The 22,672-nt window shown below is 71.9% G+C and carries 23 protein-coding genes; 9 read left to right on the top strand and 14 right to left on the bottom strand.

Annotated features, from left to right (window positions below; genetic code table 11):
• Nucleotides 1-54 precede the first annotated feature (54 nt).
• The 5 genes from rlmB to ABTZ58_RS11855 all read right to left on the bottom strand — a co-directional run bounded on the left by rlmB (nt 55) and on the right by ABTZ58_RS11855 (nt 4,568).
• The gene (rlmB, locus tag ABTZ58_RS11875) at nt 55-996 is read right to left on the bottom strand and encodes a 23S rRNA (guanosine(2251)-2'-O)-methyltransferase RlmB (RefSeq protein ID WP_351353938.1); all 942 of its coding nucleotides are present in this window, start codon (nt 994-996) and stop codon (nt 55-57) included.
• A gap of 107 nt (nt 997-1,103) precedes the next feature.
• Nucleotides 1,104-2,498 (bottom strand): cysteine--tRNA ligase, encoded by a 1,395-nt coding sequence (gene cysS, locus ABTZ58_RS11870; RefSeq protein WP_351353935.1) that lies wholly within the window; start codon nt 2,496-2,498, stop codon nt 1,104-1,106.
• Between the two features lie 55 nt (nt 2,499-2,553).
• Complete coding sequence (gene ispF / locus ABTZ58_RS11865) at nt 2,554-3,048, bottom strand: 2-C-methyl-D-erythritol 2,4-cyclodiphosphate synthase (protein WP_351353932.1); 495 nt, start codon at nt 3,046-3,048, stop codon at nt 2,554-2,556.
• Nucleotides 3,038-3,802 carry a 2-C-methyl-D-erythritol 4-phosphate cytidylyltransferase gene (gene ispD, locus ABTZ58_RS11860; RefSeq protein ID WP_351353929.1) on the bottom strand — a complete coding sequence of 255 codons (765 nt, stop codon included), beginning with the start codon at nt 3,800-3,802 and terminating at the stop codon, nt 3,038-3,040. The genes ispF and ispD overlap by 11 nt, the downstream gene beginning before the upstream one ends.
• 283 nt (nt 3,803-4,085) lie before the next feature.
• Nucleotides 4,086-4,568 (bottom strand): CarD family transcriptional regulator, encoded by a 483-nt coding sequence (locus ABTZ58_RS11855; RefSeq protein ID WP_003953493.1) that lies wholly within the window; start codon nt 4,566-4,568, stop codon nt 4,086-4,088.
• Nucleotides 4,569-5,168: 600 nt separating this feature from the next.
• On the opposite strand from ABTZ58_RS11855, the gene ABTZ58_RS11850 reads away from it, so the two are divergent.
• Entirely contained in the window at nt 5,169-5,855 is a 687-nt protein-coding gene (locus tag ABTZ58_RS11850) for a copper chaperone PCu(A)C domain-containing protein (RefSeq protein WP_351353926.1), read from the top strand.
• Nucleotides 5,856-5,934: 79 nt separating this feature from the next.
• On the opposite strand, the gene phoP is transcribed toward ABTZ58_RS11850, so the two are convergent.
• Nucleotides 5,935-6,606 (bottom strand): two-component system response regulator PhoP, encoded by a 672-nt coding sequence (gene phoP / locus ABTZ58_RS11845; protein WP_020271862.1) that lies wholly within the window; start codon nt 6,604-6,606, stop codon nt 5,935-5,937.
• A 5-nt stretch (nt 6,607-6,611) separates the two neighbouring features.
• A complete protein-coding gene (gene phoR, locus ABTZ58_RS11840; RefSeq protein ID WP_351353922.1) occupies nt 6,612-7,955 on the bottom strand; it encodes a two-component system sensor histidine kinase PhoR in 1,344 nt (447 codons plus the stop codon).
• Nucleotides 7,956-8,201: 246 nt separating this feature from the next.
• Here phoR and phoU point away from each other — a divergent pair, with 246 nt between their 5' ends.
• The 3 genes from phoU (at nt 8,202) to ABTZ58_RS11825 (ending at nt 9,593) form a co-directional block, all read left to right on the top strand.
• On the top strand, nt 8,202-8,903 hold the full coding sequence (gene phoU, locus ABTZ58_RS11835) for a phosphate signaling complex protein PhoU (protein ID WP_351353919.1): 702 nt from the start codon (nt 8,202-8,204) through the stop codon (nt 8,901-8,903).
• 133 nt (nt 8,904-9,036) lie between these two features.
• The gene (locus ABTZ58_RS11830) at nt 9,037-9,192 is read left to right on the top strand and encodes a hypothetical protein (protein WP_351353916.1); all 156 of its coding nucleotides are present in this window, start codon (nt 9,037-9,039) and stop codon (nt 9,190-9,192) included.
• A gap of 149 nt (nt 9,193-9,341) precedes the next feature.
• The gene (locus ABTZ58_RS11825) at nt 9,342-9,593 is read left to right on the top strand and encodes an SCO4226 family nickel-binding protein (RefSeq protein ID WP_351353913.1); all 252 of its coding nucleotides are present in this window, start codon (nt 9,342-9,344) and stop codon (nt 9,591-9,593) included.
• Between the two features lie 420 nt (nt 9,594-10,013).
• On the opposite strand, the gene ABTZ58_RS11820 is transcribed toward ABTZ58_RS11825, so the two are convergent.
• Together ABTZ58_RS11820 and ABTZ58_RS11815 are read right to left on the bottom strand one after the other, a co-directional pair.
• Nucleotides 10,014-10,625, bottom strand: a complete 612-nt coding sequence (locus ABTZ58_RS11820) for a DinB family protein (RefSeq protein WP_351353910.1) — start codon at nt 10,623-10,625, stop codon at nt 10,014-10,016.
• Nucleotides 10,626-10,792: 167 nt separating this feature from the next.
• Nucleotides 10,793-10,993 carry a hypothetical protein gene (locus ABTZ58_RS11815; protein WP_309064127.1) on the bottom strand — a complete coding sequence of 67 codons (201 nt, stop codon included), beginning with the start codon at nt 10,991-10,993 and terminating at the stop codon, nt 10,793-10,795.
• A gap of 1,738 nt (nt 10,994-12,731) precedes the next feature.
• Here ABTZ58_RS11815 and cdgB point away from each other — a divergent pair.
• Nucleotides 12,732-14,261, top strand: coding sequence for a diguanylate cyclase CdgB (gene cdgB, locus ABTZ58_RS11810; protein WP_502996059.1), 1,530 nt, complete (start codon nt 12,732-12,734; stop codon nt 14,259-14,261).
• A 93-nt stretch (nt 14,262-14,354) separates the two neighbouring features.
• Here cdgB and ABTZ58_RS11805 read toward each other — a convergent pair whose 3' ends face one another.
• Nucleotides 14,355-15,116 (bottom strand): phosphoglyceromutase, encoded by a 762-nt coding sequence (locus ABTZ58_RS11805; protein ID WP_351353906.1) that lies wholly within the window; start codon nt 15,114-15,116, stop codon nt 14,355-14,357.
• 176 nt (nt 15,117-15,292) lie between these two features.
• Between ABTZ58_RS11805 and ABTZ58_RS11800 the strand changes: the two genes are divergently transcribed.
• Both ABTZ58_RS11800 and ABTZ58_RS11795 read left to right on the top strand, forming a co-directional pair.
• Nucleotides 15,293-16,669 carry an MFS transporter gene (locus tag ABTZ58_RS11800; RefSeq protein ID WP_351353903.1) on the top strand — a complete coding sequence of 459 codons (1,377 nt, stop codon included), beginning with the start codon at nt 15,293-15,295 and terminating at the stop codon, nt 16,667-16,669.
• A 212-nt stretch (nt 16,670-16,881) separates the two neighbouring features.
• Nucleotides 16,882-17,295 carry a nuclear transport factor 2 family protein gene (locus ABTZ58_RS11795; RefSeq protein WP_351353900.1) on the top strand — a complete coding sequence of 138 codons (414 nt, stop codon included), beginning with the start codon at nt 16,882-16,884 and terminating at the stop codon, nt 17,293-17,295.
• Nucleotides 17,296-17,402: 107 nt separating this feature from the next.
• Here the strand turns inward: ABTZ58_RS11795 and ABTZ58_RS11790 are convergent, their stop codons facing one another.
• Together ABTZ58_RS11790 and ABTZ58_RS11785 are read right to left on the bottom strand one after the other, a co-directional pair.
• On the bottom strand, nt 17,403-18,122 hold the full coding sequence (locus ABTZ58_RS11790) for a YqeB family protein (protein ID WP_351353898.1): 720 nt from the start codon (nt 18,120-18,122) through the stop codon (nt 17,403-17,405).
• A 162-nt stretch (nt 18,123-18,284) separates the two neighbouring features.
• Nucleotides 18,285-18,731 carry a DUF2000 family protein gene (locus ABTZ58_RS11785; protein WP_351353895.1) on the bottom strand — a complete coding sequence of 149 codons (447 nt, stop codon included), beginning with the start codon at nt 18,729-18,731 and terminating at the stop codon, nt 18,285-18,287.
• A 49-nt stretch (nt 18,732-18,780) separates the two neighbouring features.
• Here ABTZ58_RS11785 and ABTZ58_RS11780 point away from each other — a divergent pair, with 49 nt between their 5' ends.
• Nucleotides 18,781-19,605, top strand: coding sequence for a helix-turn-helix domain-containing protein (locus ABTZ58_RS11780; RefSeq protein WP_351353893.1), 825 nt, complete (start codon nt 18,781-18,783; stop codon nt 19,603-19,605).
• 19 nt (nt 19,606-19,624) lie between these two features.
• Here the strand turns inward: ABTZ58_RS11780 and ABTZ58_RS11775 are convergent, their stop codons facing one another.
• Together ABTZ58_RS11775 and mshA are read right to left on the bottom strand one after the other, a co-directional pair.
• Entirely contained in the window at nt 19,625-20,152 is a 528-nt protein-coding gene (locus ABTZ58_RS11775) for a type III secretion system chaperone family protein (RefSeq protein WP_351353891.1), read from the bottom strand.
• Nucleotides 20,145-21,482, bottom strand: a complete 1,338-nt coding sequence (gene mshA, locus ABTZ58_RS11770; protein ID WP_351353888.1) for a D-inositol-3-phosphate glycosyltransferase — start codon at nt 21,480-21,482, stop codon at nt 20,145-20,147. Before mshA ends, ABTZ58_RS11775 begins: the two co-directional genes overlap by 8 nt.
• A gap of 215 nt (nt 21,483-21,697) precedes the next feature.
• Here mshA and ABTZ58_RS11765 point away from each other — a divergent pair, with 215 nt between their 5' ends.
• Complete coding sequence (locus ABTZ58_RS11765; protein WP_351353885.1) at nt 21,698-22,516, top strand: class I SAM-dependent methyltransferase; 819 nt, start codon at nt 21,698-21,700, stop codon at nt 22,514-22,516.
• Nucleotides 22,517-22,672 lie beyond the last annotated feature (156 nt).

The raw sequence follows: 22,672 nt of genomic DNA, 5'->3' as shown, positions 1-22,672 counted from the left end.
GTCCCCCCGACAACCCCGGAATTCCCCCGCACGGGTGAAGTTCCGGACGCCTGTTCAGGCGCGTCGACGGGCCGCCTCGTAGAGCACGATGCCCGCCGCCACGCCGGCGTTGAGCGACTCGGCGCCGCCCGGCATCGGGATCCGCACCCGGACGTCGCAGGTCTCCCCGACCAGCCGGGACAGCCCCTTGCCCTCGCTGCCGACGACGATCGCGACGGGGCCCTCCAGGGCCTCCAGCTCCGTCAGTTCGACATCACCGTCGGCGGCCAGGCCGACGACCACGACACCGGCCTTCTTGTACGCCTCCAGCGCGCGCGTCAGGTTGGTGGCGCGGGCGACGGGCGTCCGGGCGGCCGTACCGGCGGACGTCTTCCAGGCACCGGCGGTCATGCCGGCGGCCCGCCGCTCGGGCACGACGACGCCGTGCCCGCCGAACGCGGAGACGGACCGGACGACCGCGCCCAGGTTGCGCGGGTCGGTCACCCCGTCGAGCGCGACGATCAGCGGGTCCGCGCCCTCGTCGGCGGCCGCGTCGAGCAGGTCCTCGGGGTGGGCGTACTCGTACGGCGGGACCTGGAGGACAAGGCCCTGGTGGTTCAGCCCGTTCGTCATCCGGTCGAGCTCGGGGCGCGGCGCCTCCATGAGGTTGATGCCGCCGCGCTCGGCCGCGAGCTGCAGGGCCTCGCGCACGCGCTCGTCGTTGTCGATGAACTGCTGGACGTACAGCGTGGAGGCGGGCACGCCCTCGCGCAGGGCCTCGTAGACCGGGTTGCGTCCGACGACCAGCTCGGAGGCCGACTTGCCGCCGCGGCCGCGGGCCGCGGGGCGGCGCGAGGTCTGGCGCGCCTTGGCGTTCGCGAGCCGGTTCTTCTTGTGTCCCTTGCGCATCTCGGCGGGCGGGGTGGGGCCCTTGCCCTCCAGGCCCCGGCGCCGCTGGCCGCCACTGCCGACCTGCGCGCCCTTCTTGCCGGACATGCGGCGGTTGTTGGCTGCCATGACCTACCTGTCTCTGCTGTCGCCCTGAGGCGGTGAAGTGCGTACGTCTATGAAGTGTGCCGCCCGGGGGCCCGGACGGCACAATCGATCTTCCGGCCGCGGGCGGGCTAGCGCGGGCCGAGGCTCCAGCGCGGGCCCTGCGGGCTGTCCTCGATGACCAGGCCGGACTGGCCCAGCTGATCGCGGATGGCGTCCGCGGTCGGCCAGTCCTTGCGCGCCCGGGCGGCCTCGCGCTGGTCGAGGACCATGCGCACGAGCGTGTCGACCACGCCATGCAGGTCCTCCCCCCGGTCGCCCTCGCCGGCCCACTGCGCGTCGAGCGGGTCGAGGCCGAGGACGCCCAGCATGGCGCGGACCTCGGCGAGCCGGGCCACCGCGGCTTCCTTGTCGTCGGCGGCGAGCGCGCTGTTGCCCTGGCGGACCGTGGTGTGCACCACGGCCAGCGCCTGCGGCACGCCCAGGTCGTCGTCCATGGCCTCGGCGAAGGCCAGCGGCACTTCGGCGGCGGGCTCGACGGCACCGGCCTTCTCGACCACGCGCTGCACGAAGCCCTCGATCCGCGCGAACGCCGACTCCGCCTCGCGCAGGGCCTCCTCGCTGTACTCGATCATCGAGCGGTAGTGCGGGGTGCCCAGGTAGTAGCGCAGCACGATCGGGCGCCAGCGCTTGACCATCTCGCTGACCAGGACCGAGTTGCCGAGCGACTTGGACATCTTCTCGCCGCTCATGGTGACCCAGGCGTTGTGCACCCAGTACTGGGCGAAGTCGTCGCCGTAGGCCCTGGCCTGCGCGATCTCGTTCTCGTGGTGCGGGAAGACCAGGTCCAGGCCGCCGCCGTGGATGTCGAAGGCGGAGCCCAGGTACTTGTGGGCCATCGCCGAGCACTCCAGGTGCCAGCCGGGGCGGCCGCGGCCCCAGGGCGTCTCCCAGTCGGGTTCGCCGGGCTTGGTGGCCTTCCACATGGCGAAGTCGCGCGGGTCACGCTTGCCGGAGACGCCCTCGTCGGGCTGGCGCAGGTCGTCGATGTCCTGGTTGGACAGCGCCAGGTACTCCGGGAAGGAGCGGACGTCGAAGTAGACGCTGCCGTCGGCGACGTAGGCGTGCCCGCGCTCGATCAGGCCGCGCATCATCTCGACCATCTCGGTGATGTGCCCGGTGGCGCGCGGCTCGTAGGTCGGGGGCAGGCAGCCGAGGGCGCGGTAGCCGTCGTCGAACGCCCGCTCGTTCTCGTAGCCGATGGCCCACCAGGGGCGGTCCTGGTCGGCGGACTTGGTGATGATCTTGTCGTCGATGTCCGTGACGTTCCGCACGAACGTGACCTCGTAGCCGCGGTACTCGAACCAGCGGCGCATGATGTCGAAGTTCAGGCCCGAGCGGATGTGCCCGATGTGCGGTGCGGCCTGCACGGTGGCGCCACACAGGTAGATCGAGACACAACCCGGCTTGAGCGGGGAGAAGTCACGGATCTGCCGGGCGCTGGTGTCGTACAGGCGAATGGTCACGGTTCCTAGGGTAGTGGGCCGTGGGGAGTGCGCGGCCCCGATCGGCCCGCAAGCCTCAGCCCGCGCGCACCACCAGGGCCGTCGCCACCGCCACCAGGCCCTCCTCGCGCCCCGGGAAGCCCAGGCCGTCCGTGGTCGCGCCCGACACCGACACCGGGGCTCCGGCCGCCTCCGACAGGAGCTTCTGCGCCTCGTCCCGGCGCTTGCCGATCTTCGGCCGGGGCCCCACCACCTGTACGGCGATGTTGCCGATGCGGAAGCCCGCCTCGCGGACGATCCGGGCCGCCTCGGTGAGCAGCGTGACCCCGGACGCGCCCGACCACTCGGGGCGGCCCGTGCCGAAGTGCTGCCCGAGGTCGCCGAGGCCGGCCGCGGAGAAGAGGGCGTTGCACGCGGCGTGGGCGACGACGTCCGCGTCGGAGTGGCCCGCCAGGCCCGGTCCCTCGCCCTCCCACTTCAGGCCGGCGCACCACAGGTCGCGGCCCTCCTCGAAGGCGTGGATGTCGGTGCCGATGCCGACCTGGGGCAGCGGGAAGCCGTCAGAAGCCATCGTTGAGCCTCCTGCGGGCCAGGACCGCCTCGGCGAGGACGAGGTCCAGGGGGCGGGTGACCTTGAACGCCTCCTCGTGGCCGGGGACGGCCACGACCGTGAGGCCGAGCCGCTCGACCATGCCGGCGTCGTCGGTGACGTCGCCGGTGACCGTCTCGTGCGCCCGGATTAGCGTGGCCCGGTCGAAGCCCTGCGGTGTCTGCACGGCCCGCAGCCGCGCCCGCTCCGGCGTGGCGACGACCGGCTCCGGCTCGCCGGGCGTCCCGGCGGGCTCGACCTGCTTGACCGTGTCGGCGAGCGGCAGCGCGGGGACCACGGCCGGGGCGCCGTCGCGTACGGCCTCGATCACGGCGTCGACCGTGTCCACCGGGACCAGCGGCCGGGCCGCGTCGTGCACCAGCACGATGTCGTGATCCGGCGGCAGCGCGTCCAGGCCGAGCTTCACGGACTCCTGGCGGCTCTGCCCGCCGGGGACGACGAGGAAGTCGGTCCGCTCGGGCAGCGCGTGCGCGTCGAGCAGCGACCTGACCTCGGCGGCGCCGTCGGGCGGGGCCACGACCACGACCAGGGAGACGGCGCGGGAGGCGGCCATCGCGCGGACGGCGTGGATGAGCATGGGTGTGCCGCCCAGCGCGCGGAGCGCCTTGGGGGCGCCCGGGCCGAGCCGTACGCCACGGCCGGCGGCCGGGATCACGACCGCCGTACGGGCCGTCGCGGGGGCGGCGGACGGCGAGGGACGCGAATCGTCAGACATCGGTTCCTGTCAGGTTTGTGTGCTGGCCTGGCGTGGGTATGGCCTGGTGGAGTGCCGGGCGCGACGCGCTCGACCGGACCCTTTCCGTGACGCTGGTCGAGCCGGCTGCCCGGGCCCGGCACGCCACACCGGGGCGTGAGTGATAACACATCCCGGGGGGTCGGCGCATCGGCGTTGGCGTACGAACATGCCGCAGCGCCCGGCGACAGGAATTCGTCATCGGGCACCGCGGCATTTCGATGTGCAGAGTTGATCAGCAGAGTGCTGAGCGACCGGCTTCCCCTCAGGAGGCGAGAACCTCGTCGAGCAGGGCCTCGGCCTTGTCCTCGTTCGTGTTCTCCGCGAGCGCGAGCTCGCTCACCAGAATCTGGCGGGCCTTGGCGAGCATGCGCTTCTCACCGGCGGAGAGTCCGCGCTCGCGCTCACGACGCCACAGGTCACGCACGACTTCCGCGACCTTGATGACATCGCCGGAGGCGAGCTTCTCCAGGTTTGCCTTGTACCGACGGGACCAGTTCGTGGGCTCCTCGGCGTACGGCGCACGCAGCACCTCGAAGACCCGGTCCAGTCCGTCCTGACCGACCACATCACGCACGCCGACGAACTCCGCATTGTCCGCTGGCACACGTACCGTCAGGTCACCCTGGGCGACCTTCAGCACCAAGTAGGTCTTGTCCACGCCTTTGATCTGGCGAGTTTCGATAGCCTCGATCAGCGCGGCCCCGTGATGGGGATAGACCACGGTGTCGCCAACCTTGAACGTCATGTGACAGGTACCCCTTCCGTGGCTATCCAGAGTAACACGGAAACCGGCGGTTCTGAATGGCGTTTTCGCAGGTCAGGGCATATCTCGGGGCTTGACAACTCCGACCGGAACGTGCTTCGGACAGGGAGTGGAAGAAGGTATTCGCAGGTGGGAGCGGCTCTCCGGGCCGAGCGAAACACGTACGCTACACGCATCCGCAGCCCCCTCCAGATGGCCGAACATCCCGGTATGTCCGGTTCCATGTGATCGACTTCCGCTACTCCGTTCGGCGGCCCGAGCCGGCTTCCGGTCGAATCCCGAATTGATCACGCGACCCCCGGGCGAGCCGCGGGCGATCGATTTTCCGGGCCGTGCGCACATTCCTTCACGGAAGTTTTGCGCTGCCGCCCGGGGCTCTTATGTGAATGCAGGACGTACACCCGGCAATGTGACGCACGAGTCACTTGTGACGCCGGAGCCCACGGAGACGCAGGTGGGATCGCAGGCGCCGGGGGGTCGGGTGCGGCCACGCGGGAACGGCTCGGTAACCTAAGGCCCGCTGACAGACACTTAGGGCGGCTTTATCGGCCGCTCCGTTCGAGTCAAGGAGTTGCCGCCGCCGTGAGCAGCAGCCTTCGACGCGGCGCCCTCGCCGCTGCCGCCATCGCGTTCTCGGTCGCCTCGCTCGCCGCGTGCGGAGCCGGCCACAACGCCCAGACGCTGGAGATCAAGCCGGACAACGCGGCCACGAGCGTGGGGGACATCAAGATCCAGAACGCGATCGTGATCACGCAGCCCGACCTCGAGTCGACCGGCCCGGCCGCGATCTCCGCCACCTTCTTCAACGAAGGCCGCACCGACCAGACGCTGGAGTCCATCACCCTGCCCGGCACCGGCAAGACCGCCGAACTCAAGCCGGCCAAGGGCGGCAGCCTGACCATCCCGGCCGGCGGCTCGCTGATCCTGGGCGGCAAGGACAACGCCACGGCGATGCTGCCGAGCAGCCGCGAGGCCGTGCAGGACGGCAACGCCCAGAAGGTCACCTTCACCTTCAGCAAGACGGGTGACGTGAGCCTGCGCGCGTTCGTGGTCCCGGCCGAGCACTACTTCGAGGAGTGGGGCCCGACCGAGGTCCCGGCCGCGCCGGGCGCGTCTGCCTCCCCCTCCGGCTCGCCGTCGGGCAGCCCCTCGGGCTCGCCGGCCGGCACCGGGAGCCCCGCCGCGGGCGAGACGCCGGGCGGCGAGGAGCCGCCGGCCACGCCGACCGACGCGGCCTCCGCGAGCGCGACGGCCGGCGCCGGGCACTGACCCGGCGCAGCACGTGAAGGGGCGGGACCTCTCCGAGGAGAGGTCCCGCCCCTTCTCGCCGTCGGCGTCCGGGGCCGGTCTACGGCTCGAACTTGTAGCCCAGGCCGCGGACCGTCACCAGGTAGCGCGGGGCGCCCGGGTCCGGCTCGATCTTGGCGCGCAGGCGCTTGACGTGGACGTCGAGGGTCTTGGTGTCACCGACGTAGTCGGCGCCCCAGACCCGGTCGATGAGCTGCATGCGGGTCAGCACGCGGCCGGCGTTGCGCAGCAGCATCTCCAGCAGGTCGAACTCCTTCAGCGGCAGGTCGATCTTGGTGCCGCCGACCGTGACCACATGCCGGTCGACGTCCATACGGACCGGGCCGGCCTCCAGCGCGGCCGGGGTCACCTCCTCCGGCTCGCCCCTGCGGCGCAGCACGGCCCGGATGCGGGCGACCAGCTCGCGCGAGGAGAACGGCTTGGTGACGTAGTCGTCGGCTCCTATCTCCAGCCCGACCACCTTGTCGATCTCGCTGTCCTTGGCGGTGACCATGATCACGGGAACGTTGGAGCGGCCGCGCAGCTGGCGGCAGACCTCCGTGCCCGGCAGGCCGGGCAGCATCAGGTCGAGCAGGACGAGGTCGGCGCCGTTGCGCTCGAACTCGTCGAGTCCGTCGGGCCCGGTGGTCGCGACGGCGACCTCGAAGCCCTCCTTGCGGAGCATGTACGACAGGGCGTCGGAGAAGGACTCCTCGTCCTCGACGACGAGCACACGGGTCACGGAAGGACCTCCGGGGCGGGATGCGTTTCGTACGCGGTGGAATCGGGGGATGTGGGGGTCTGCCGCCCGGCCTCGTCATCGAGGCCCGCGCCTGCGGCGCGTTCGTCCCGGGCGGACTGCTGATGTGCGCGGTCGCGGGCCGCAGGGGCCTCCGGCAGCCGCAGCGTGAAGGTGGAACCCTGGCCTTCGGCGCTCCACACGGTGACCTCTCCGCCGTGCGAGGCGGCCACGTGCTTCACGATGGCCAGTCCCAGCCCCGTGCCACCCGTGGCACGGGAGCGGGCCGGATCGACGCGGTAGAAGCGCTCGAAGATGCGCTCCTTGTCCTTGTCGGAGATGCCGATGCCCTGGTCGGTGACGGCGATCTCGATGTGATCCCCGCCCGGCGCGTTCACCCTGCGGGCCGCTATGCCGACGCGGGTGCGGGCGGGCGAGTAGTTGACCGCGTTCTCGACGAGGTTGCCGAGCGCGGCGGCGAGCTGGCCGCGGTTCCCCCACACACGCAGGTCGGCGGTACCGCCCGCCCGTCGCCCGCCGCCACCCTGCTCGGGCCCTTCGGGCGACCATACGTTCGAGGCCATGGTGATCTGCTTGGTGCCGGCCTGGTGCCGGCAGCGGTCGATGGCCTCGGCGACGAGCTCGTCGACGCGGACCGGCTCGGCGTCCTCCAGCGGATCGTCGTTCTGCACCCGCGACAGGTCGATGAGCTCCTGCACCAGGCTGGTCAGCCGGGTCGCCTCGATCTGCATGCGCCCGGCGAACCGCTGCACCGCCTCGGGGTCGTCGAAGGCGTCCATGACGGCCTCGGAGAGCAGCGACAGGGCACCGACGGGCGTCTTCAGCTCATGGCTCACGTTGGCGACGAAGTCGCGCCGGACCGCCTCGATGCGGCGGGCCTCGGTCAGGTCCTCCACGAGCAGCAGCACCAGCCGGGAACCGAGCGGCGCGACCCGCGCGGAGACGGCCAGGGCCTCTCCGCGTCCGGTGCCGCGCCGTGGCAGGTCAAGCTCGACCTGGCGTATCTCCCCGTCCCGCCGGGTGTCCCGGGCCATCTGCAGCATCGGCTCGACGGCGAGCTTGCCGCCGCGGACCAGGCCGAGGGCGTACGCCGCCGAACTGGCCTTGACCACGCCGTCGGCCTCGTCGAGGACCACGGCGGAGGACCGCAGGACCGACAGGACGGTGTCCACGCCCGGCGGGAGCACCGCGTCCGTGTGCAGGGAACTGCGGGTCGGGCGCTTCTGCTCGCGCTCGCTCCAGCGGAACGCCAGCATGGCGATGACGCCGGTGAGCACCCCGGCGATCGCTGCCACTGCGGCGACCGCCGCGTTCACGTCCATGCACCCAGGTTAGGCATGGGTCGGGCGCGCTCCACAGCCGTCGGGCTGCGACCTCGAACACTCGTCGCCCAGAGTTCACCTTGGAGCCAGTACTGGTTCATTTGGGATGCCGGAAACGGACGCGTACGGGCCGGAACGTGGGAGCGTGGGGTGCGGACCGTTGGTCGTACGACGGTCGTACCGCCGGTTTGTCGGTGGGGGCCCGGCCCTTGAACCCCCGACTTGAACGCACGAGAGGGAACCCTGATGCGGGACGCGTACCACGAGGAACTGGACTCGATCGGCGACGGTCTGGTGGAGATGGCCCGGCTGGTCGGGTCGGCGATCGGGCGCGCCACGACCGCCATGCTCGACTCCGACCTGAAGCTGGCCGAGAACGTGATCGAGGCCGACCAGAAGGTCGACGAGCTCCAGCACGAGCTGGAGGCCCGGGCGATAGCCCTGCTGGCGCGGCAGCAGCCGGTGGCGACGGACCTGCGCATCGTCGTGACGTCGCTGCGCATGTCGGCCGACCTGGAGCGCTCGGGCGACCTCGCCCAGCACGTGGCGAAGCTGGCGCGTCTGCGCTACCCGGACCGCGCGGTCCCGAGCGACCTGCACGCCACGATCCTGGAGATGGGCCAGCTCGCACAGCGCCTGATGGCGAAGGCCGCCGAGGTGATCATCACCAAGGACGTCGACCTCGCGCTGCAGCTGGAGCAGGACGACGACGCGATGGACCTGCTGCACCGCACGCTGTTCCAGCACCTGATGGACGACCGCTGGAAGCACGGCATCGAGACGGCCGTGGACGTCACGCTGCTGGGCCGCTACTACGAGCGGTTCGCCGACCACGCGGTGTCGGTCGCCAAGCGCGTGGTGTACCTGGTGACGGGCGAGCACGCGGACGAGCTCCAGGTGGATGTGCAGCCGGAGATCCAGGCGGCCCCGGGGGCGGAGGGGGCCTGACCCCCGGTTTCGCCAGGGCGTGAAACGGCCGGGCGGGGTTCGGGCTGGGCGCGCGGGCGCCTCTGTGCGCCGTTGATGCGCCCAGCGGACCTGGCGTCCAATGGGCACAGGCACCAGCCTCGAGGAGGGACCCATGGCCGAATCCCCCAGCACCGCGCCCGACCCCACCCAGCAGCGCGAGACCGAGCAGCCCGCCGAGCTCAGGAACCTGCCCCTGATCGCCGCGTGCGGCTGCGGCTCGGGCTGCGGCTGCGGGTGCCAGTCGGGCGGCCCCTGCCAGTGCGGCTGACGCCGGCACGCTGTGCCGTTCGACCTGTGGGGCCCCGGCGGCGCGCCGGGGCCCCACGGCGTTGCGGTCGCCCGCAGGGCCGTTCGGGCGGAGCATGGAAGGTGCGGGGGTCAGGGCGTGGAGTGCCGTACGGGAAGGAGGCACGGGCCATGGCCAAGTTCATGGATGTCCACCACAGCATGAAGGGCATCACGGAGGAGCAACTGCGCGAGGCCCACGACGCGGACCTCGCCATCCAGGACGAGGAGCAGGTCTCGTTCGAGCAGGCCTGGGCGGACCCGGAGTCCGGCCTCGTCTACTGCCTCTCGGAGGCCCCGTCGGCCGAAGCGGTGCAGCGCGTGCACGAGCGGGCCGGGCACCGGGCGGACGAGGTGCATGCGGTGCCGTTGACGGTGTCCTGAGGGATCGGCCACCGGCGGGGACCGGCGGCGGGCTGGGAGCGGCCACAGGCCGGGATCAGCAGGCCGGATCGACGGCGGGTTGAGGTCAGCCACAGGCCGGGATCAGCCACAGGCCGGGATCAGCCACAGGCCGGGATCAGCGACAGGCCGGATCGGTGGCGGGGCCGTTGTCAGTGCCGGGCACTAACCCTGTGCACCGCGCGGCCGGCTTCCGGGGGTTCCAGCTCCGTAGGGAATGGTTGCATCCCCGGTCTGTACGGGGGTGGCCCGGAGAAGTCGTCCGGGCCGCAACCGACGACCGGGCCTCGTCGATGACCAGGCGGTGACCTGCCAGCGCCGGCCGCGCGTCAGCCCTGTCGTGTGCGCAGGCGCAGCCGTTGGGTGCGCAGCTGCGGATGATTGTGGGAGTCGGTCGTCCCGTCACTGCCCGACCCGGCCGTCGATCCGCTCGCGCAGGAGGTCGGCGTGGCCGCAGTGGCGCGCGTACTCGGCGATCTGCGCCAGCAGGACGTCGCGGAGCCGGAGCCGGCCGCCGGGCTCGGGGCCGAGGTCGGAGTGGCCGGCGTTCGTGGTGTTGAGGTCCGTGACGCCGGCCAGGTAGCGGTCGGTGCGCTCGGCCTCCGTCCGCCACTGGCGCCAGGCGTCGTCCACGACCGCCTGGTCGGGCAGCGCGCCGTTGAAGTCGCCGTCGCGGTCCGCGTCGGTGCGGTACAGCTTCGGGGCGTCCTCACCGGCCATGACGCGACGGAAGTGCCGTTCCTCCTCGGTCAGGTGCCGCACCAGCCCGAGCAGGGACATGGTGGACGGCGGCACGGACCGCCGGGCCATCTGCTCCGCGTCCAGGCCCGCGCACTTCATCTCCAGGGTGAGGCGGTAGGTACGCAGGTAGTCGAGCAGAAGACCGTGCTCCCCGACGGGCTCGGCGTCGGTCTCACGGGGGTCGTCGTCCGGGTCGACCCACATGTCGGGGTAGACGGTCGCCTGCGTCCACCGGGTCGTGCTGCTGTCGTCGGTGTGCTCGTGGGAGGCCATGGGCACATGCTGGGGGGCGGGGAGCCGGTCCGCCACCGAATTCCCGGCCGGGAGCCGCCCCGACGTCAGCGCCTGACGTTGGGCCGGCACCCGGTGCCCGGTTCACCTGCCCGCTTGGAGCCCGCACCGCTGACGCCCCCGCCCGGTGACGGCGCCGATGCCCTTGGCTACGTCCGGTCCAACGCAGCGAAGACGGCCAGGCAGAGGGTCAGGCTTGCGGCGAACGCCATTCCGCAGCGGGAGAGGGCCGACGGCACGGCGGCTCCCTCCCAGCGGGCGAGGGCGAAGGCGATGGCCGCGGCGACGAGGGAGAAGAGGACGGCCACCGCCAGCGCGAGGAGCAGAAACGCCGGGAAGGTGTGTTGCATGGGGGCACCGCCTGGGTCGTGTGGTGTGGATGACGAATCACGACGATCCCCGGGCGGGACCGCAGGTGGGACGGTTGGATGTTTCTCCGGTGACAACAGGGGGTTGTCCGGCGAACAAACCAGGGGGGTTCGGGTGGCCGGCGAGAGGAAGCGGGCGGGGCGGCCGTGGGGGCCGGCCCGGGGCTCGTGCGTCGAGATCAATCAGCTGGTCGCCATGGTGCGGTCCTGGCTCGACGAATCGGGGGTGTCCGTGCGGCAGTTGCACGTACGGCTCACGCCCGAGCACTTCGTCGCCGGGGCCGTGCCCGAGTTACGCCGGTTGCGTGACCGGCTGTCCGGCGAGTCGCTGGAGTGGGATCTCGTCGAGGCCGTGGCAGACGTGTGCTTTCCTCACGAAGACGCCGACCTCTCCCGGCGGCGCCTTGGGGAGGCGAGGTCGCTGTGGGACCGGGCGCGCCTGAACCCCACAGCGGTCACGGAGGCGCAGGAGCTGGTGCCCGCTCGGGCCCTGCTGGAGGCCAAGGACCGCACCATCGAGGTCCTCCAGGAGATGCAGCGCGCCCGGCAGGCGTACGAGGCCGGTGAACGCGGGCGCCAACAGGCCTTGTCCATCGCCACGTTGCTGTTCGTGATGCTGGGGCAGGCCCAGGCGAAGGTTGCCGAGCTGAAGCGCAGGCTCGACGCGTTGGAGTCGGTCACGGTCGACCTCCCTGACGGTCAGGGGGTGGTGGAACTCCTTTCCCGGGCGCAGCGGCAGGAGACGGAACTACGCGAACAATTGGCTCGCGCCGAGCGGGAGCGTGGCATCGCCCAGCAGGTCGCCGACCACGCGGCACGCCGCGTTCAGGACCTGGAAGCCGAACTGGCCGAGTTGCGCCTACGCATGGGAGAGGACGAACCTTCCCCGGCACAGGAACCGGCACCGCTGCTGTCCGGGCCCGATCTGCACGCGTTCGACCCGGACGACGCCGCGCTCAACGATGTCGACCGTGCGCTGGAGAAGGCACGCGCCGTGCTCGACGAGGAGCACGAGGCCGTCCACCAGGCCGCCGACGAGGTGGGGTATCGGCCGTCCTCAATTCCCCCGGCTTCGGCGGTGGACGCCGGCGTCTCCCTGCCCGGGCGCGTCCCGCACGGCTCGACGGGACACCTGCCCGGGTTGTCCGGAACAACCCCGGACAACCCGCCGACCAGCCAGGAGGCGTCCTTCCCCGCGCTCGAGTCCCCACGGTCCCCGGTCGCCGGCCCCCAGGGCGACCTGTCCGAGGCGGCCCATCGCATCACAAGGGGGAGGGACCCGGAGGACATCATGACGCGGCTGTGCCGGGCCCTCGTCCCGGCCGTCGCCGACGCGGTCATGGTCTATCTGCGGAACCCGTTCCCGACGGGCGACGACCACCACGTGGGCCCGCTGGTGCTGCGGCTGCAGCAAGTGCACCCGCTCCACGCCGGAGGGGGTGCCAGGCAGTGCGAGGTGCGCCCCGGCAGCGCGCTCTTCGAGGTGCTGAACGGGGCGCTGCCGGTCACCACCGACTCGCCGATCGGTGACGCCGCGCTGCCGGAACTGCTCGGCCGACGGCATGAAGCACCTGGTGGGGGACACACCGTCCTGGTGCCCCTGCACGGTCGCAGCCGGATCATCGGCACCGCCGTCCTCCTGCGCCACGCCCACGAGCAGGCTTTCCAGGACGCCGACCTGTCGGTCGCCGCCGAGTTCGCTACCCGCAGCGCGCTCGCCATCGACAGGAGTCACCATCTGCAGGCCGCGGTCCAGGGCCTCCATCTGGCTCGCAGTCTCGCGGACACCCTGCAGATCGTCGCCGAAGGGGTCGTGACGGGTCTGGGATACGAGCTGGCGTGCGTCAACCTGGTCCGCCAGGACGGTGATCTCGTGGTCGCCGCCTTGGCGGGTGACGCCACCGCGGAGGCGCAGATGACCGGCCGGGTGGGCTCTCGTGACTCCTGGGAACGCCGGCTGACCATGGGCGAGCCGTGGGGCGACCTGGTGTTCATACCGCACACCGAGGGCTGGGTCCTCGACGACGACGACGTCCCGCAGTGGTACACCGACGGCCCCGCCCCCCGCTTCGAGGACGAGTGGCACCCGGCCGACCGGCTCTTCGCCCCGATGTACACCCGCAGCGCCTCCGGCGACTCCCGTGGTGAACTGCTCGGCGTGATTTCCGTGGACCGTCCCCTCACCCGGCGTCACCCCAGACCGGACGAACGCCGGGACCTGGAGGAGTACGCCTTCCAGGCCGCCGTCGCGATCAGCAACGCGCGGCTGCGGGCCAACATGCAGCGCGCACTGGTCAGGCAGGAAAGAGAGCAGCAGGCGCTGCGGGCGAGCGAGGAGTCGTTCCGCCAGGCCTTCGAGTACGCCCCGTCCGGCATGGCCATCGCCGAGATGGGCGGTAGCAGTCACGGCCGCATCCTCCGGGCGAACGATGTGCTGTGCCGCATGCTGGGCCGCCCGGCCTCCGCGATGCGCCGCTACTCCTTCTCCGACCTGGCCCACCCCGAGGACATAGGCACCCTGCTCCGCACCAGCGCCGAGGGCGGCCGCGCGGAACTGCGTCTCGGGCGCCGCGACGGGACGTACCTGTGGGTCTCCATGCGCAACAGCGTGATCGCGGACACCGCCGACGGCCCCCGCTTCCTGCTCACTCACATCGAGGACATCGAGGAGCGCAAGCACCGGGAACTGGAACTCGCCCACCGCGCCTCGCACGACACGCTCACGGGGCTGCCGAACGCCGCCGAGCTGCACGTCCGCATCGACGCCCGGCTCTGCGCACTCAGGAAGCACGGATCCGCCACCGCGGAGGCCCTCGGTCACCTCCACCTCGACCACACGGGCTACCACGAGCCGCCTCACACCCATGTCCGGCCCCCCGTGGGCGACGGCAACCCCCATGGCCTGGCCGTTCTGTTCTTCGCTCTCCGTGCCTTCAAGGCGATCAACACTCGTTTCGGGCACGGTACGGGGGACGACGTCCTGGTCGAAGTCGCCCGGCGGCTCAGTCAGGCCGCACGCGACGGTGACACGGTCGCGCGATACGGCGGTGACGAGTTCGTCGTCCTGGCCGACGACTTGAGCCTCACCGACGCGCACGAGGCAGCGTTGTCGCTACAGTCCCGGATCGGCATGCCGATCCGCGTGGGCGACCACGTCGTGCGCGTGCACGCGGATGCCGGCATCGCATGGGCGCAGTGCGGGACGACCCCCGCGGACATCCTGCGGGCGGCCCGCGGGTACGCATCATGACACGGCGCACCGGACGCGGAACGCGCCGCCCGACGACCGAAAAGGCCCCCGGCCGACGGGGAACTCGCGGGCCGGGGGCTTAATCGATTCGGGTTACTTCTTCTTGCCCTGGTTCTTGACCGCCTCGATGGCCGCTGCCGCTGCCTCGGGGTCCAGGTACGTGCCGCCCGGGTTCACCGGCTTGAAGTCGGCGTCCAGTTCGTAGGAGAGCGGGATGCCCGTGGGGATGTTCAGGCCCGCGATGTCCTCGTCGGAGATGCCGTCCAGGTGCTTGACCAGGGCGCGGAGGCTGTTGCCGTGGGCCGCGACCAGGACCGTGCGGCCGGTCAGCAGGTCGGGGACGACCGCGTCGAACCAGTACGGGAGCATGCGGACGACGACGTCCTTCAGGCACTCCGTGCGCGGGCGCAGCTCCGGCGGGAGGGTCGCGTAGCGCGGGTCGGAGAACTGGGAGTACTCGGCGTCGACGTCCAGCGGCGGCGGCGGGGTGTCGTAGGAGCGGCGCCACAGCATGAACTGCTCCTCGCCGAACTCGGCGAGCGTCTGCGCCTTGTCCTTGCCCTGCAGGGCGCCGTAGTGGCGCTCGTTCAGGCGCCAGGAGCGGTGGACCGGGATCCAGAGGCGGTCGGCGGACTCCAGGGCGAGCTGCGCGGTGCGGATGGCGCGCTTCTGGAGGGACGTGTGGACCACGTCGGGGAGCAGGCCGGCGTCCTTGAGCAGCTCGCCGCCGCGGGTCGCCTCCTTCTCGCCCTTCGCGGTGAGGTTGACGTCCACCCAGCCGGTGAACAGGTTCTTCTCGTTCCACTCGCTCTCGCCGTGGCGGAGGAGGATCAGCTTGTACGGTGCGTCGGCCATGCCTCAGAGCGTAATCCACGCTTTCGCCCGTTCGCGTGGCTGCCCGGCAGGCGGACGTTTGACGGGATCTGTTAATTGAGTGGCCCCCGACAAAGGGCGGATTGTAATTTCCCCTTGCTGCCAGCGCCGCTTACATCGGTGTCGCCATCCGCATCCTGTCGCCTCCGGGGGAGCCCATGCCGTACGCCCTGCGTGCCCGACGTGCCGTCCGGGAGACGGTCTCAGGTCTCCCCCGGGAGTTCTGGTGGCTGTGGACCAGCACGCTCGTCAACCGGCTCGGCGCGTTCGTCGCGACGTTCATGGCGCTGTACCTGACCCTCGACCGCGGCTACTCCGCGACGTACGCCGGTCTGGTCGCCGCCCTGCACGGGCTCGGCGGCGTGGTCTCCTCACTGGCCGGCGGTGTGATGACCGACCGGCTGGGACGGCGGCCGACCCTGCTGATCGCCCAGGCCTCGACCGCCGTGTCGGTCGCCCTGCTCGGCTTCGTGCGCGACCCCGTCACGATCGCCGGCGTCGCCTTCCTCGTCGGCATGGCGAGCAACGCGTCGCGCCCGGCCGTGCAGGCGATGATGGCCGACATCGTCCGGCCCGAGGACCGCATCCGCGCCTTCTCCCTCAACTACTGGGCCATCAACCTCGGTTTCGCCATCTCCTCCATGGCCGCCGGGTTCATCGCCGAGGTCAGTTACCGCGCCGGTTTCCTCATCGAGGCGGGGATGACGATGGTCTGCGCGATCGTCGTCTTCCTGCGCCTGCCGGAGTCCCGGCCGGCCGAGCCGGTGGAGACCGCCGCCGGCTCCGACCGTTCGGTCGGCCTCGGGACCGTACTGCGTGACGGACGCTTCATGAGTGTCGTCGGGCTGTCCTTCCTCGTCGCGCTGATCTTCCAGCAGGGGTCGGTGGGGCTGCCGGTGGCGATGGGCGCGGCGGGGTTCACCCCGGCCGAGTACGGCATGGCGATCGCCGTCAACGGCGTGCTGATCGTCGTCCTCCAGATCCCGGTCACCCGTTTCATCGAGCACCGCGACCCACGCCGGCTGCTCGTCGTCTCGTCCGTCCTGGCCGGGTACGGCTTCGCGCTGACCGCCTTCGCGGGGTCGGTCGGGGTCATCGCCCTGACGGTGTGCGTGTGGACGCTCGCCGAGATCGTGAACGCGCCGACGCAGACCGGCCTCGTCGTACGGCTGTCCCCGACGCACGGACGGGGGCGCTACCAGGGCATGTACACGATGTCCTGGTCCGTCGCGGCCCTCGTCGCCCCACTGCTCTCCGGGTTCGTCATCGACCGGTTCGGGGCGGAGTGGCTGTGGGGGTTCTGCGCGGTCGTGGGGACGGTCGCCGGTGTGGGGTACGGGGTGTTGATGCGGCGGCTTCCGGAGGAGACGGCGGGAGTCGAGACGGAGGCCCAGTCGGTGGCCCCTGCGAAGCCGGTGGAACCCGTGAAGCCGGTGGAGCCCGTGAAGCCGGTAGAACCCGTGAAGCCGGTAGAGCAGGTGGAGCCAGTGGTGAAGGGGGCGGTGCGGCCGCAGCCGGAGGTGGGGGCGGGGTGAGCCTCGGCTCGCGAACCCCACAACCCGCGCGCCCCCATACCCCGGCCTGCCTGCCGAAACACCCTCGGCCTGCCGAACTTCCCCGGTCTGCCGAGATACCCCGGCCTGCCGAGATACCCCGCCTGCCGGACGGAGGCCCTGACCGCACGGGCACGTCCTCGTTACCTCCGACGTAATCGACGCCCACCGGCCCGCCCCGCCAAGCTGCTTCCATGACAACCACCGCTGAAGCCACCCGCTCCACCGTGCAGAAGTTCCTCGAACTCCGGCTCGCCGGGGACACCGAGGGGCTTGCCGGTCTGTTCGCCGACGAGGTCGACTGGGTGCTGGCCGAGAATCCCGTCGTGCCCTGGATCCGGCCTCGGTCGACGGCCGCGGAATGCGCCGCGCAGGCCGACGAGTTGGCGCGGTACACCGTTCCCGAGGACGCCCGCGCGTCCATCGACACCATCCTCGTCGACGGGGCCGATGCCGTGCTGATGGGGCATGTCGCCGGAACCGTGCGGGCGACCGGGAAGTCCTTCTCCGGGCCCTTCGCCCTGCGGCTCACCGTCGAGGACGGGCGGATCACCCGGCACTACCTGTACGAGAACAGCCTGTCGATCGCGGCGGCCTGCACGCCCTGACCGCCGACGGACGGCGTCAGCCGACCGCATCAGCCGACCGCATCAGCCGACCGCGCCAGCCGATCGCTCCAGCCGCCCGCGTCAGCCGACCCCGCCATCCGACCCCGTCAGCCGTCGACGATCCGCCAGTACTGGCGCTTGTCCTCGTCCCTCACGACCACGCCGAGCCGCAGCAACTCCCCGCGCAGTTCCCGGGCGTCGGCCGCGTCGTCCTCGTGCCTGCGGGCCTGGGCGCGGGCGCGCAGCAGCGCGTCGGCGCCCGCCGGCAGGCCGGGTGTGCCGGGAACCCAGCGGCGGAAGTCCGCGTGGTACGGGTCCTGTTCGGCCCAGGTCCAGCCGTGCGCGGTGAGGGTGTCGGCGAGACGGCGCCAGGACAGGCCGCACGGCTCGCGGGCCAGTTCCAGCCCGCTCGGGGAGAGCGCGACGAGTTGCTTGCCGTCCCGGAAGAGGACGTCGACGTCCTCGCGCGGGAACTCCTGGGTGCTGTCCCTGATCGTGAGGGCCAGGTGGGTGCCGGTGACGCGGACCGACAGGGACTCGTGGACCGCCGTGAAACCGAGCAGCAGACCGCCGAGCGCGCCCACCGCCACCGTGCCGAGGGTGAGGGCGGGTTCCGGGACGGAGGTCAGCAGTTCGGCCGGGCCCTTGAGCGGGGCCCACGGCAGGGACAGCAGCAGGCGGGCGAGGAGGGGCAGCAGCGCGCCCGCGACGGCACCGCAGACGACGCAGAAGAGCACGATGGCCCACGCCGATTCGCTGAGTTCCGCGGTCTCGCCCGCCCGCGGACCGGGGCCTTTGCGCAACGGCACGTTCCTGGCTTCCTCCATGGCATCGAGTCTGCTCAGACGCTCGCGGCCCTGTCATCAGCCGTTGGTCTACCGGTCCGCGACTTTGGTCGCCGCCCCGCCGGCCACGCACCCGCGCCCACGCCCACGCACCGGCACCCACGCACCGGCACCCACGGACCCGCGCCCACGCCCACGCCCGGCTCACGGGTGCAGGCGTGCCCCCTTCACCACCTTGTCCACCGCGTTCTTCGGCCCGTGGACGGCGAGCCCCACCAGGTCCAGCTCCGCCGTCGGCACCGCGCGTACGGCCGCCCGGTTGTCACGGTCGTTGCCCGTCGCGAACAGGTCGGAGGTGAAGACCGAGCGCGGCAGGGCGCGGGACAGGGCGCGGGCGTGGGCCGTGGTGAGGGTCTCCTTCGTGGCCTCGAAGACCAGGACCGGCTGGCGGAACATCGGCAGGTACGGCACGCCGTCCGCGTCCTCGTACGGTTCGCCGATCACCTCGGGGATCTGTGTTCCCAGGCCGCTGACCAGGAACGACGTGACGTTGAGGCGCTGCCAGGGCTCCAGGTCGGCACGCAGCAGCACGGCGATCTTCGTGTCGAAGCGGATGGGTTCCGGCGCCGGGGGTTCGGTGATCGTGTTCATGATCCGAGCGTGCCCGGCAGCCCCGGGCCGGGTCTTGTACGTTCTTTGCATGGCCTCACCGCCCGCCCGCACGACCCCGGACCGACAGCGGATCGTCTCCGCCTGGCGGCCGGCCGTCCCGGGTGTCGTCGAGGTGTTCCACGCCCGGTTCACCGAGTACGCGTATCCGATGCACGTCCACGAAGCCTGGACGCTGCTGATCGTCGACACCGGCGCCGTACGGTACGACCTGGACCGGCACGAGCACGGCACCCCGCACGACACCGTGTCGCTGCTGCCGCCGCACGTGCCGCACAACGGCTCGCCCGTCACCGAGGAGGGCTTCCGCAAGCGGGTGCTGTACCTGGACGCGACGTATCTCGGCGACGAGTTCATCGGGGCCGCCGTCGACCGGCCCGATCTGCGCGATCCGCTGCTGCGGCGGCGCGTCGGCCAGGTGCACGGCGCGCTGGCCCGGCCCGGTGAGGAACTGGAGGCCGAGAGCAGGCTGACGTTCGTCGGGGAGCGGCTGCGCGACCATCTGCGCGGGGAGAGCGGCACGGCCCGTCCCGCCGATCCGGCGCTCGCGCGGCGGCTGCGCGAGCTGCTGGACGAGCGGGTCGTCGAGGGCGTCGGGCTGCGGGAGGCGGCCGGGCTGGTGGGAGCGCATCCCGCCCATCTCGTCCGGGCCTTCAGCACGGCCTACGGCATCGCCCCGCACCAGTACCTGACGTCCCTGCGCGTGGGCCGCGCCCGGCGGCTGCTGCTCGAAGGGCGCTCACCGAGCGAGGTCGCGGTGGCGACCGGGTTCTACGACCAGTCCCATCTCACCCGGCACTTCCGGAAGCTGGTGGGTGTACCGCCCGGGAGCTACCGGGCGACCTCCAGGGCCTGACCCTTCAGGGCCTGACCCTTCAGGGCCTGTCCTCCTGGGGCCGCTCCGGGCGCTGCGTCAAATGGGCGAAGGCGTCGAGGTTGCGCGTGGACTCGCCCCGGGACACCCGCCACTCGTACTCCTTGCGGATCGCCGAGGCGAAGCCGAGTTCCAGCAGGGTGTTGAAGCTGCCGTCGGAGGCCTCGAGCACCTGGCCGAGCAGGCGGTCGATCTCGTCGGCGGTGACGGCGGACAGGGCGAGGCGGCCGGTGACGTAGACGTCGCCGTGCTGGTCGACGGCGTAACTCACGCCGTAGAGCTTGAGGTTGCGCTCCAGGAGCCAGCGGTGGACGCCCTGCTCGTTGTCGTCGGGGTGGCGGATGACGAAGGCGTTGAGCGACAGGGAGTGGCGGCCGACGATCAGGGAGACCGTCGTCTTCAGCTTGCGGGTGCCGGGCAGTTGCGCGACGTACGTGCCGGACCGGGGGCTCTCCCACTCCAGGCCGGCGTCCTTCAGCACTCCCTCGACGACCTGTGCCGCGCGCTGTTCGAGATCGGTTTCACCCATGCAGCGAGCGTACGCGACGGCGGTGCGCCTGCAGCGCGGCCGTGTAGACGTCCGCGGTGGCGGCGGCCGCGGTGTCCCAGCCGAAGGACTGGGCGTGGCGGGCGGCCTGGTCGCCGAGCCGGGGCGCGAGGTGCGGGTCGTCGGCGAAGGCGGCCAGCACGCGTGCGTAGTCGGCCGGATTGTGGCCGCGGACGAGGAAACCGGTGTGGCCGTCCCGCACGGCGACCGGCAGGCCGCCGACCGCGGCCGCGAGCACGGGGGTGCCGGCCGCCTGGGCCTCTATGGCGACCAGGCCGAAGGACTCGCTGTAGGAGGGCATGACCAGCACGGAGGCGGCGCGGAACCAGTCGGCGAGCTGCTCCTGGCCGACCGGCGGGCGGAACCGTACGACGTCCGCGATGCCGAGGCGGGCGGCGAGCTTCTGCAGGCCCTCGGGCTTGGCGAGGCCGCTGCCGCTGGGACCGCCGACGACGGGCACGAGGATGCGCGAGCGCAGCTCGGGACGCTCGTCGAGGAGCACGGCGACGGCCCGCAGCAGCACGTCGGGGGCCTTCAGGGGCTGGATGCGGCCAGCGAAGAGCGGGATGAGGGCGTCCTGGGGCAGGCCGAGGCGGGCCCGGGCGGCGGCGCGGCCGTCGGCGGGCGAGAAGCGGCGGAGGTTGACGCCGGGGTGGACCACGGCGACCTTGCCGGGGTCGGCCGCGTAGTGCCGGACGAGTTCGTCGGCCTCTTCGGTGGTGTTGGCGATGAGGCGGTCGGCGGCGTCGACGATCTGGGTCTCGCCGATGACGCGGGCGGCGGGCTCGGGGGTGTCGCCGTCGGCCAGATTGGCGTTCTTGACCTTGGCCATGGTGTGCATGGCGTGCACCAGCGGGACACCCCAGCGCTGGGCGGCGAGCCAGCCGACGTGGCCGGAGAGCCAGTAGTGGGAGTGGACCAGGTCGTAGTGGCCGGGGCGGTGACCGGCCCAGGCCTGCATCACGCCGTGCGTGAAGGCGCAAAGCTGGGCGGGGAGGTCCTCCTTGTTGAGGCCCTCGTAGGGCCCGGCGTCGACGTGCCGGACGAGCACGCCGGGGGCCAGCTCGACGGTGGGCGGGAGGGCGGCGGCGGTCGCGCGCGTGAAGATCTCCACCTCGATGTTGATCGCGGCGAGACGCTGCGCGAGCTCCACGATGTAGACGTTCATGCCGCCGGCGTCGCCGGTGCCCGGCTGGTGGAGCGGGGAGGTGTGCACGGAGAGCATGGCGACACGGCGGGGCCTGCGGTGCAGCCGCAGGCGCGCGGGCGAGGACGCCGAGCGCCGCCCGAGCCTGCCGATGTACTGGCTCACGTGGCGTTCCTCCTCGCTCCGGGGCATGCCTGTCGCAGGGCGCACGTGCCCTCCGACGTGGTCCAACACCGGAGGAAGGTGCTCCATTTCCCGGTTCGCGAGTTTTACCGAATCATTACCGCTGGTCGCTCAACCGTTCGACCCGCCCCATGAGCGCGGCCCCCCGGGCCTCTCACGGTCCCCCGGGGTCCGTGGCGCCGCATACCCTCGTAGGCATGACAGCCCGCGCAGCCGCCCGACCCCTGGGCACGGTGACGCGCGGGACGACCAACCCCAACCGGCTGCGCCGCATGGACCGCTGGATCGCGGCCACGCACGGCGCCGAACTGCGCCGCGCCGCCGATCCCGTGGCGGTGGACCTCGGGTACGGCGCCGCCCCCTGGACGGCCGTCGAACTGCTGCAGCGGCTCCGCACGGTGGCACCACGCGCGCGTGTCGTGGGAATCGAGATCGAACCGGCCCGGGTCGCGGCGGCCCTCCCCTACGAGCGGGCGGGGCTGGTCTTCCGGCACGGCGGCTTCGAGATCCCGATCCCGCAGCGGCCCCTGCTCGTGCGCGCGGCGAACGTGCTGCGGCAGTACGAGGAGCACCAGGTGGCGGCCGTGTGGGAGCGGCTGTGCGGGCGGCTCGCCCCGGCCGACCCCGCGACCGGCTCGCGCGGCGGGCTGCTGGTCGAGGGAACCTGCGACGAGATCGGACGCCGGCACGTGTGGGTCGCGCTCGGCCCGGAAGGACCCCGCACGGTCACCCTCGCGACCCGGCTCGGTTCCCTGGGGCGCCCTTCCGACCTGGCGGAACGCCTGCCGAAGGCACTCATCCACCGCAACGTCCCGGGCGAGCCCGTGCACGCCTTCCTGCGCGACTTCGACCGCGCCTGGGCGGCCGCCGCGCCCTACGCCTCCTACGGCGCCCGCCAGCGCTGGATCCGAGCGGTGCGCGATCTGACGGCCGACTGGCCGGTCGTGGACGGCCCGGCACGGTGGCGCCAGGGCGAAGTGACGGTGCGGTGGGGGGCGTTGGCGCCGCGGGGGTGAGGGTCTTCGCGAGGGGTGAGGACGCCCGGGGGTGAGGGTCTCCGGGCGAGGCGACCCGGACTGAGGGAACGATCTCCGTGAGTCGTTCGTCACACCCACGGGGGGAGATCGTGGGGCGGGGGCATACCGGCGCGGGAGTGGCGGGAAGTACTACCC

Origin of the sequence: Streptomyces sp. NPDC094143 (genome assembly GCF_040303825.1) — a bacterium.
Classification (GTDB): Bacteria; Actinomycetota; Actinomycetes; order Streptomycetales; family Streptomycetaceae; genus Streptomyces.
The sequence above is the reverse complement of the archived record's forward strand: the minus strand, read 5'-3'. Positions and strand labels throughout refer to the sequence as shown.

Excerpts from the sequence above, each read along its gene's own strand:
- rlmB (WP_351353938.1), bottom strand. The coding sequence starts at position 996 with ATGGCAGCCAACAACCGCCGCATGTCCGGCAAGAAGGGCGCGCAGGTC.
- ispF (WP_351353932.1), bottom strand. The coding sequence starts at position 3,048 with ATGGCTTCTGACGGCTTCCCGCTGCCCCAGGTCGGCATCGGCACCGAC.
- ispD (WP_351353929.1), bottom strand. The coding sequence starts at position 3,802 with ATGTCTGACGATTCGCGTCCCTCGCCGTCCGCCGCCCCCGCGACGGCC.
- ABTZ58_RS11855 (WP_003953493.1), bottom strand. The coding sequence starts at position 4,568 with ATGACGTTCAAGGTTGGCGACACCGTGGTCTATCCCCATCACGGGGCC.
- phoR (WP_351353922.1), bottom strand. The coding sequence starts at position 7,955 with ATGGACGTGAACGCGGCGGTCGCCGCAGTGGCAGCGATCGCCGGGGTG.
- phoU (WP_351353919.1), top strand. The coding sequence starts at position 8,202 with ATGCGGGACGCGTACCACGAGGAACTGGACTCGATCGGCGACGGTCTG.
- ABTZ58_RS11830 (WP_351353916.1), top strand. The coding sequence starts at position 9,037 with ATGGCCGAATCCCCCAGCACCGCGCCCGACCCCACCCAGCAGCGCGAG.
- ABTZ58_RS11825 (WP_351353913.1), top strand. The coding sequence starts at position 9,342 with ATGGCCAAGTTCATGGATGTCCACCACAGCATGAAGGGCATCACGGAG.
- ABTZ58_RS11820 (WP_351353910.1), bottom strand. The coding sequence starts at position 10,625 with ATGGCCTCCCACGAGCACACCGACGACAGCAGCACGACCCGGTGGACG.
- ABTZ58_RS11815 (WP_309064127.1), bottom strand. The coding sequence starts at position 10,993 with ATGCAACACACCTTCCCGGCGTTTCTGCTCCTCGCGCTGGCGGTGGCC.
- ABTZ58_RS11805 (WP_351353906.1), bottom strand. The coding sequence starts at position 15,116 with ATGGCCGACGCACCGTACAAGCTGATCCTCCTCCGCCACGGCGAGAGC.
- ABTZ58_RS11800 (WP_351353903.1), top strand. The coding sequence starts at position 15,293 with ATGCCGTACGCCCTGCGTGCCCGACGTGCCGTCCGGGAGACGGTCTCA.
- ABTZ58_RS11795 (WP_351353900.1), top strand. The coding sequence starts at position 16,882 with ATGACAACCACCGCTGAAGCCACCCGCTCCACCGTGCAGAAGTTCCTC.
- ABTZ58_RS11790 (WP_351353898.1), bottom strand. The coding sequence starts at position 18,122 with ATGGAGGAAGCCAGGAACGTGCCGTTGCGCAAAGGCCCCGGTCCGCGG.
- ABTZ58_RS11785 (WP_351353895.1), bottom strand. The coding sequence starts at position 18,731 with ATGAACACGATCACCGAACCCCCGGCGCCGGAACCCATCCGCTTCGAC.
- ABTZ58_RS11780 (WP_351353893.1), top strand. The coding sequence starts at position 18,781 with ATGGCCTCACCGCCCGCCCGCACGACCCCGGACCGACAGCGGATCGTC.
- ABTZ58_RS11775 (WP_351353891.1), bottom strand. The coding sequence starts at position 20,152 with ATGGGTGAAACCGATCTCGAACAGCGCGCGGCACAGGTCGTCGAGGGA.
- ABTZ58_RS11765 (WP_351353885.1), top strand. The coding sequence starts at position 21,698 with ATGACAGCCCGCGCAGCCGCCCGACCCCTGGGCACGGTGACGCGCGGG.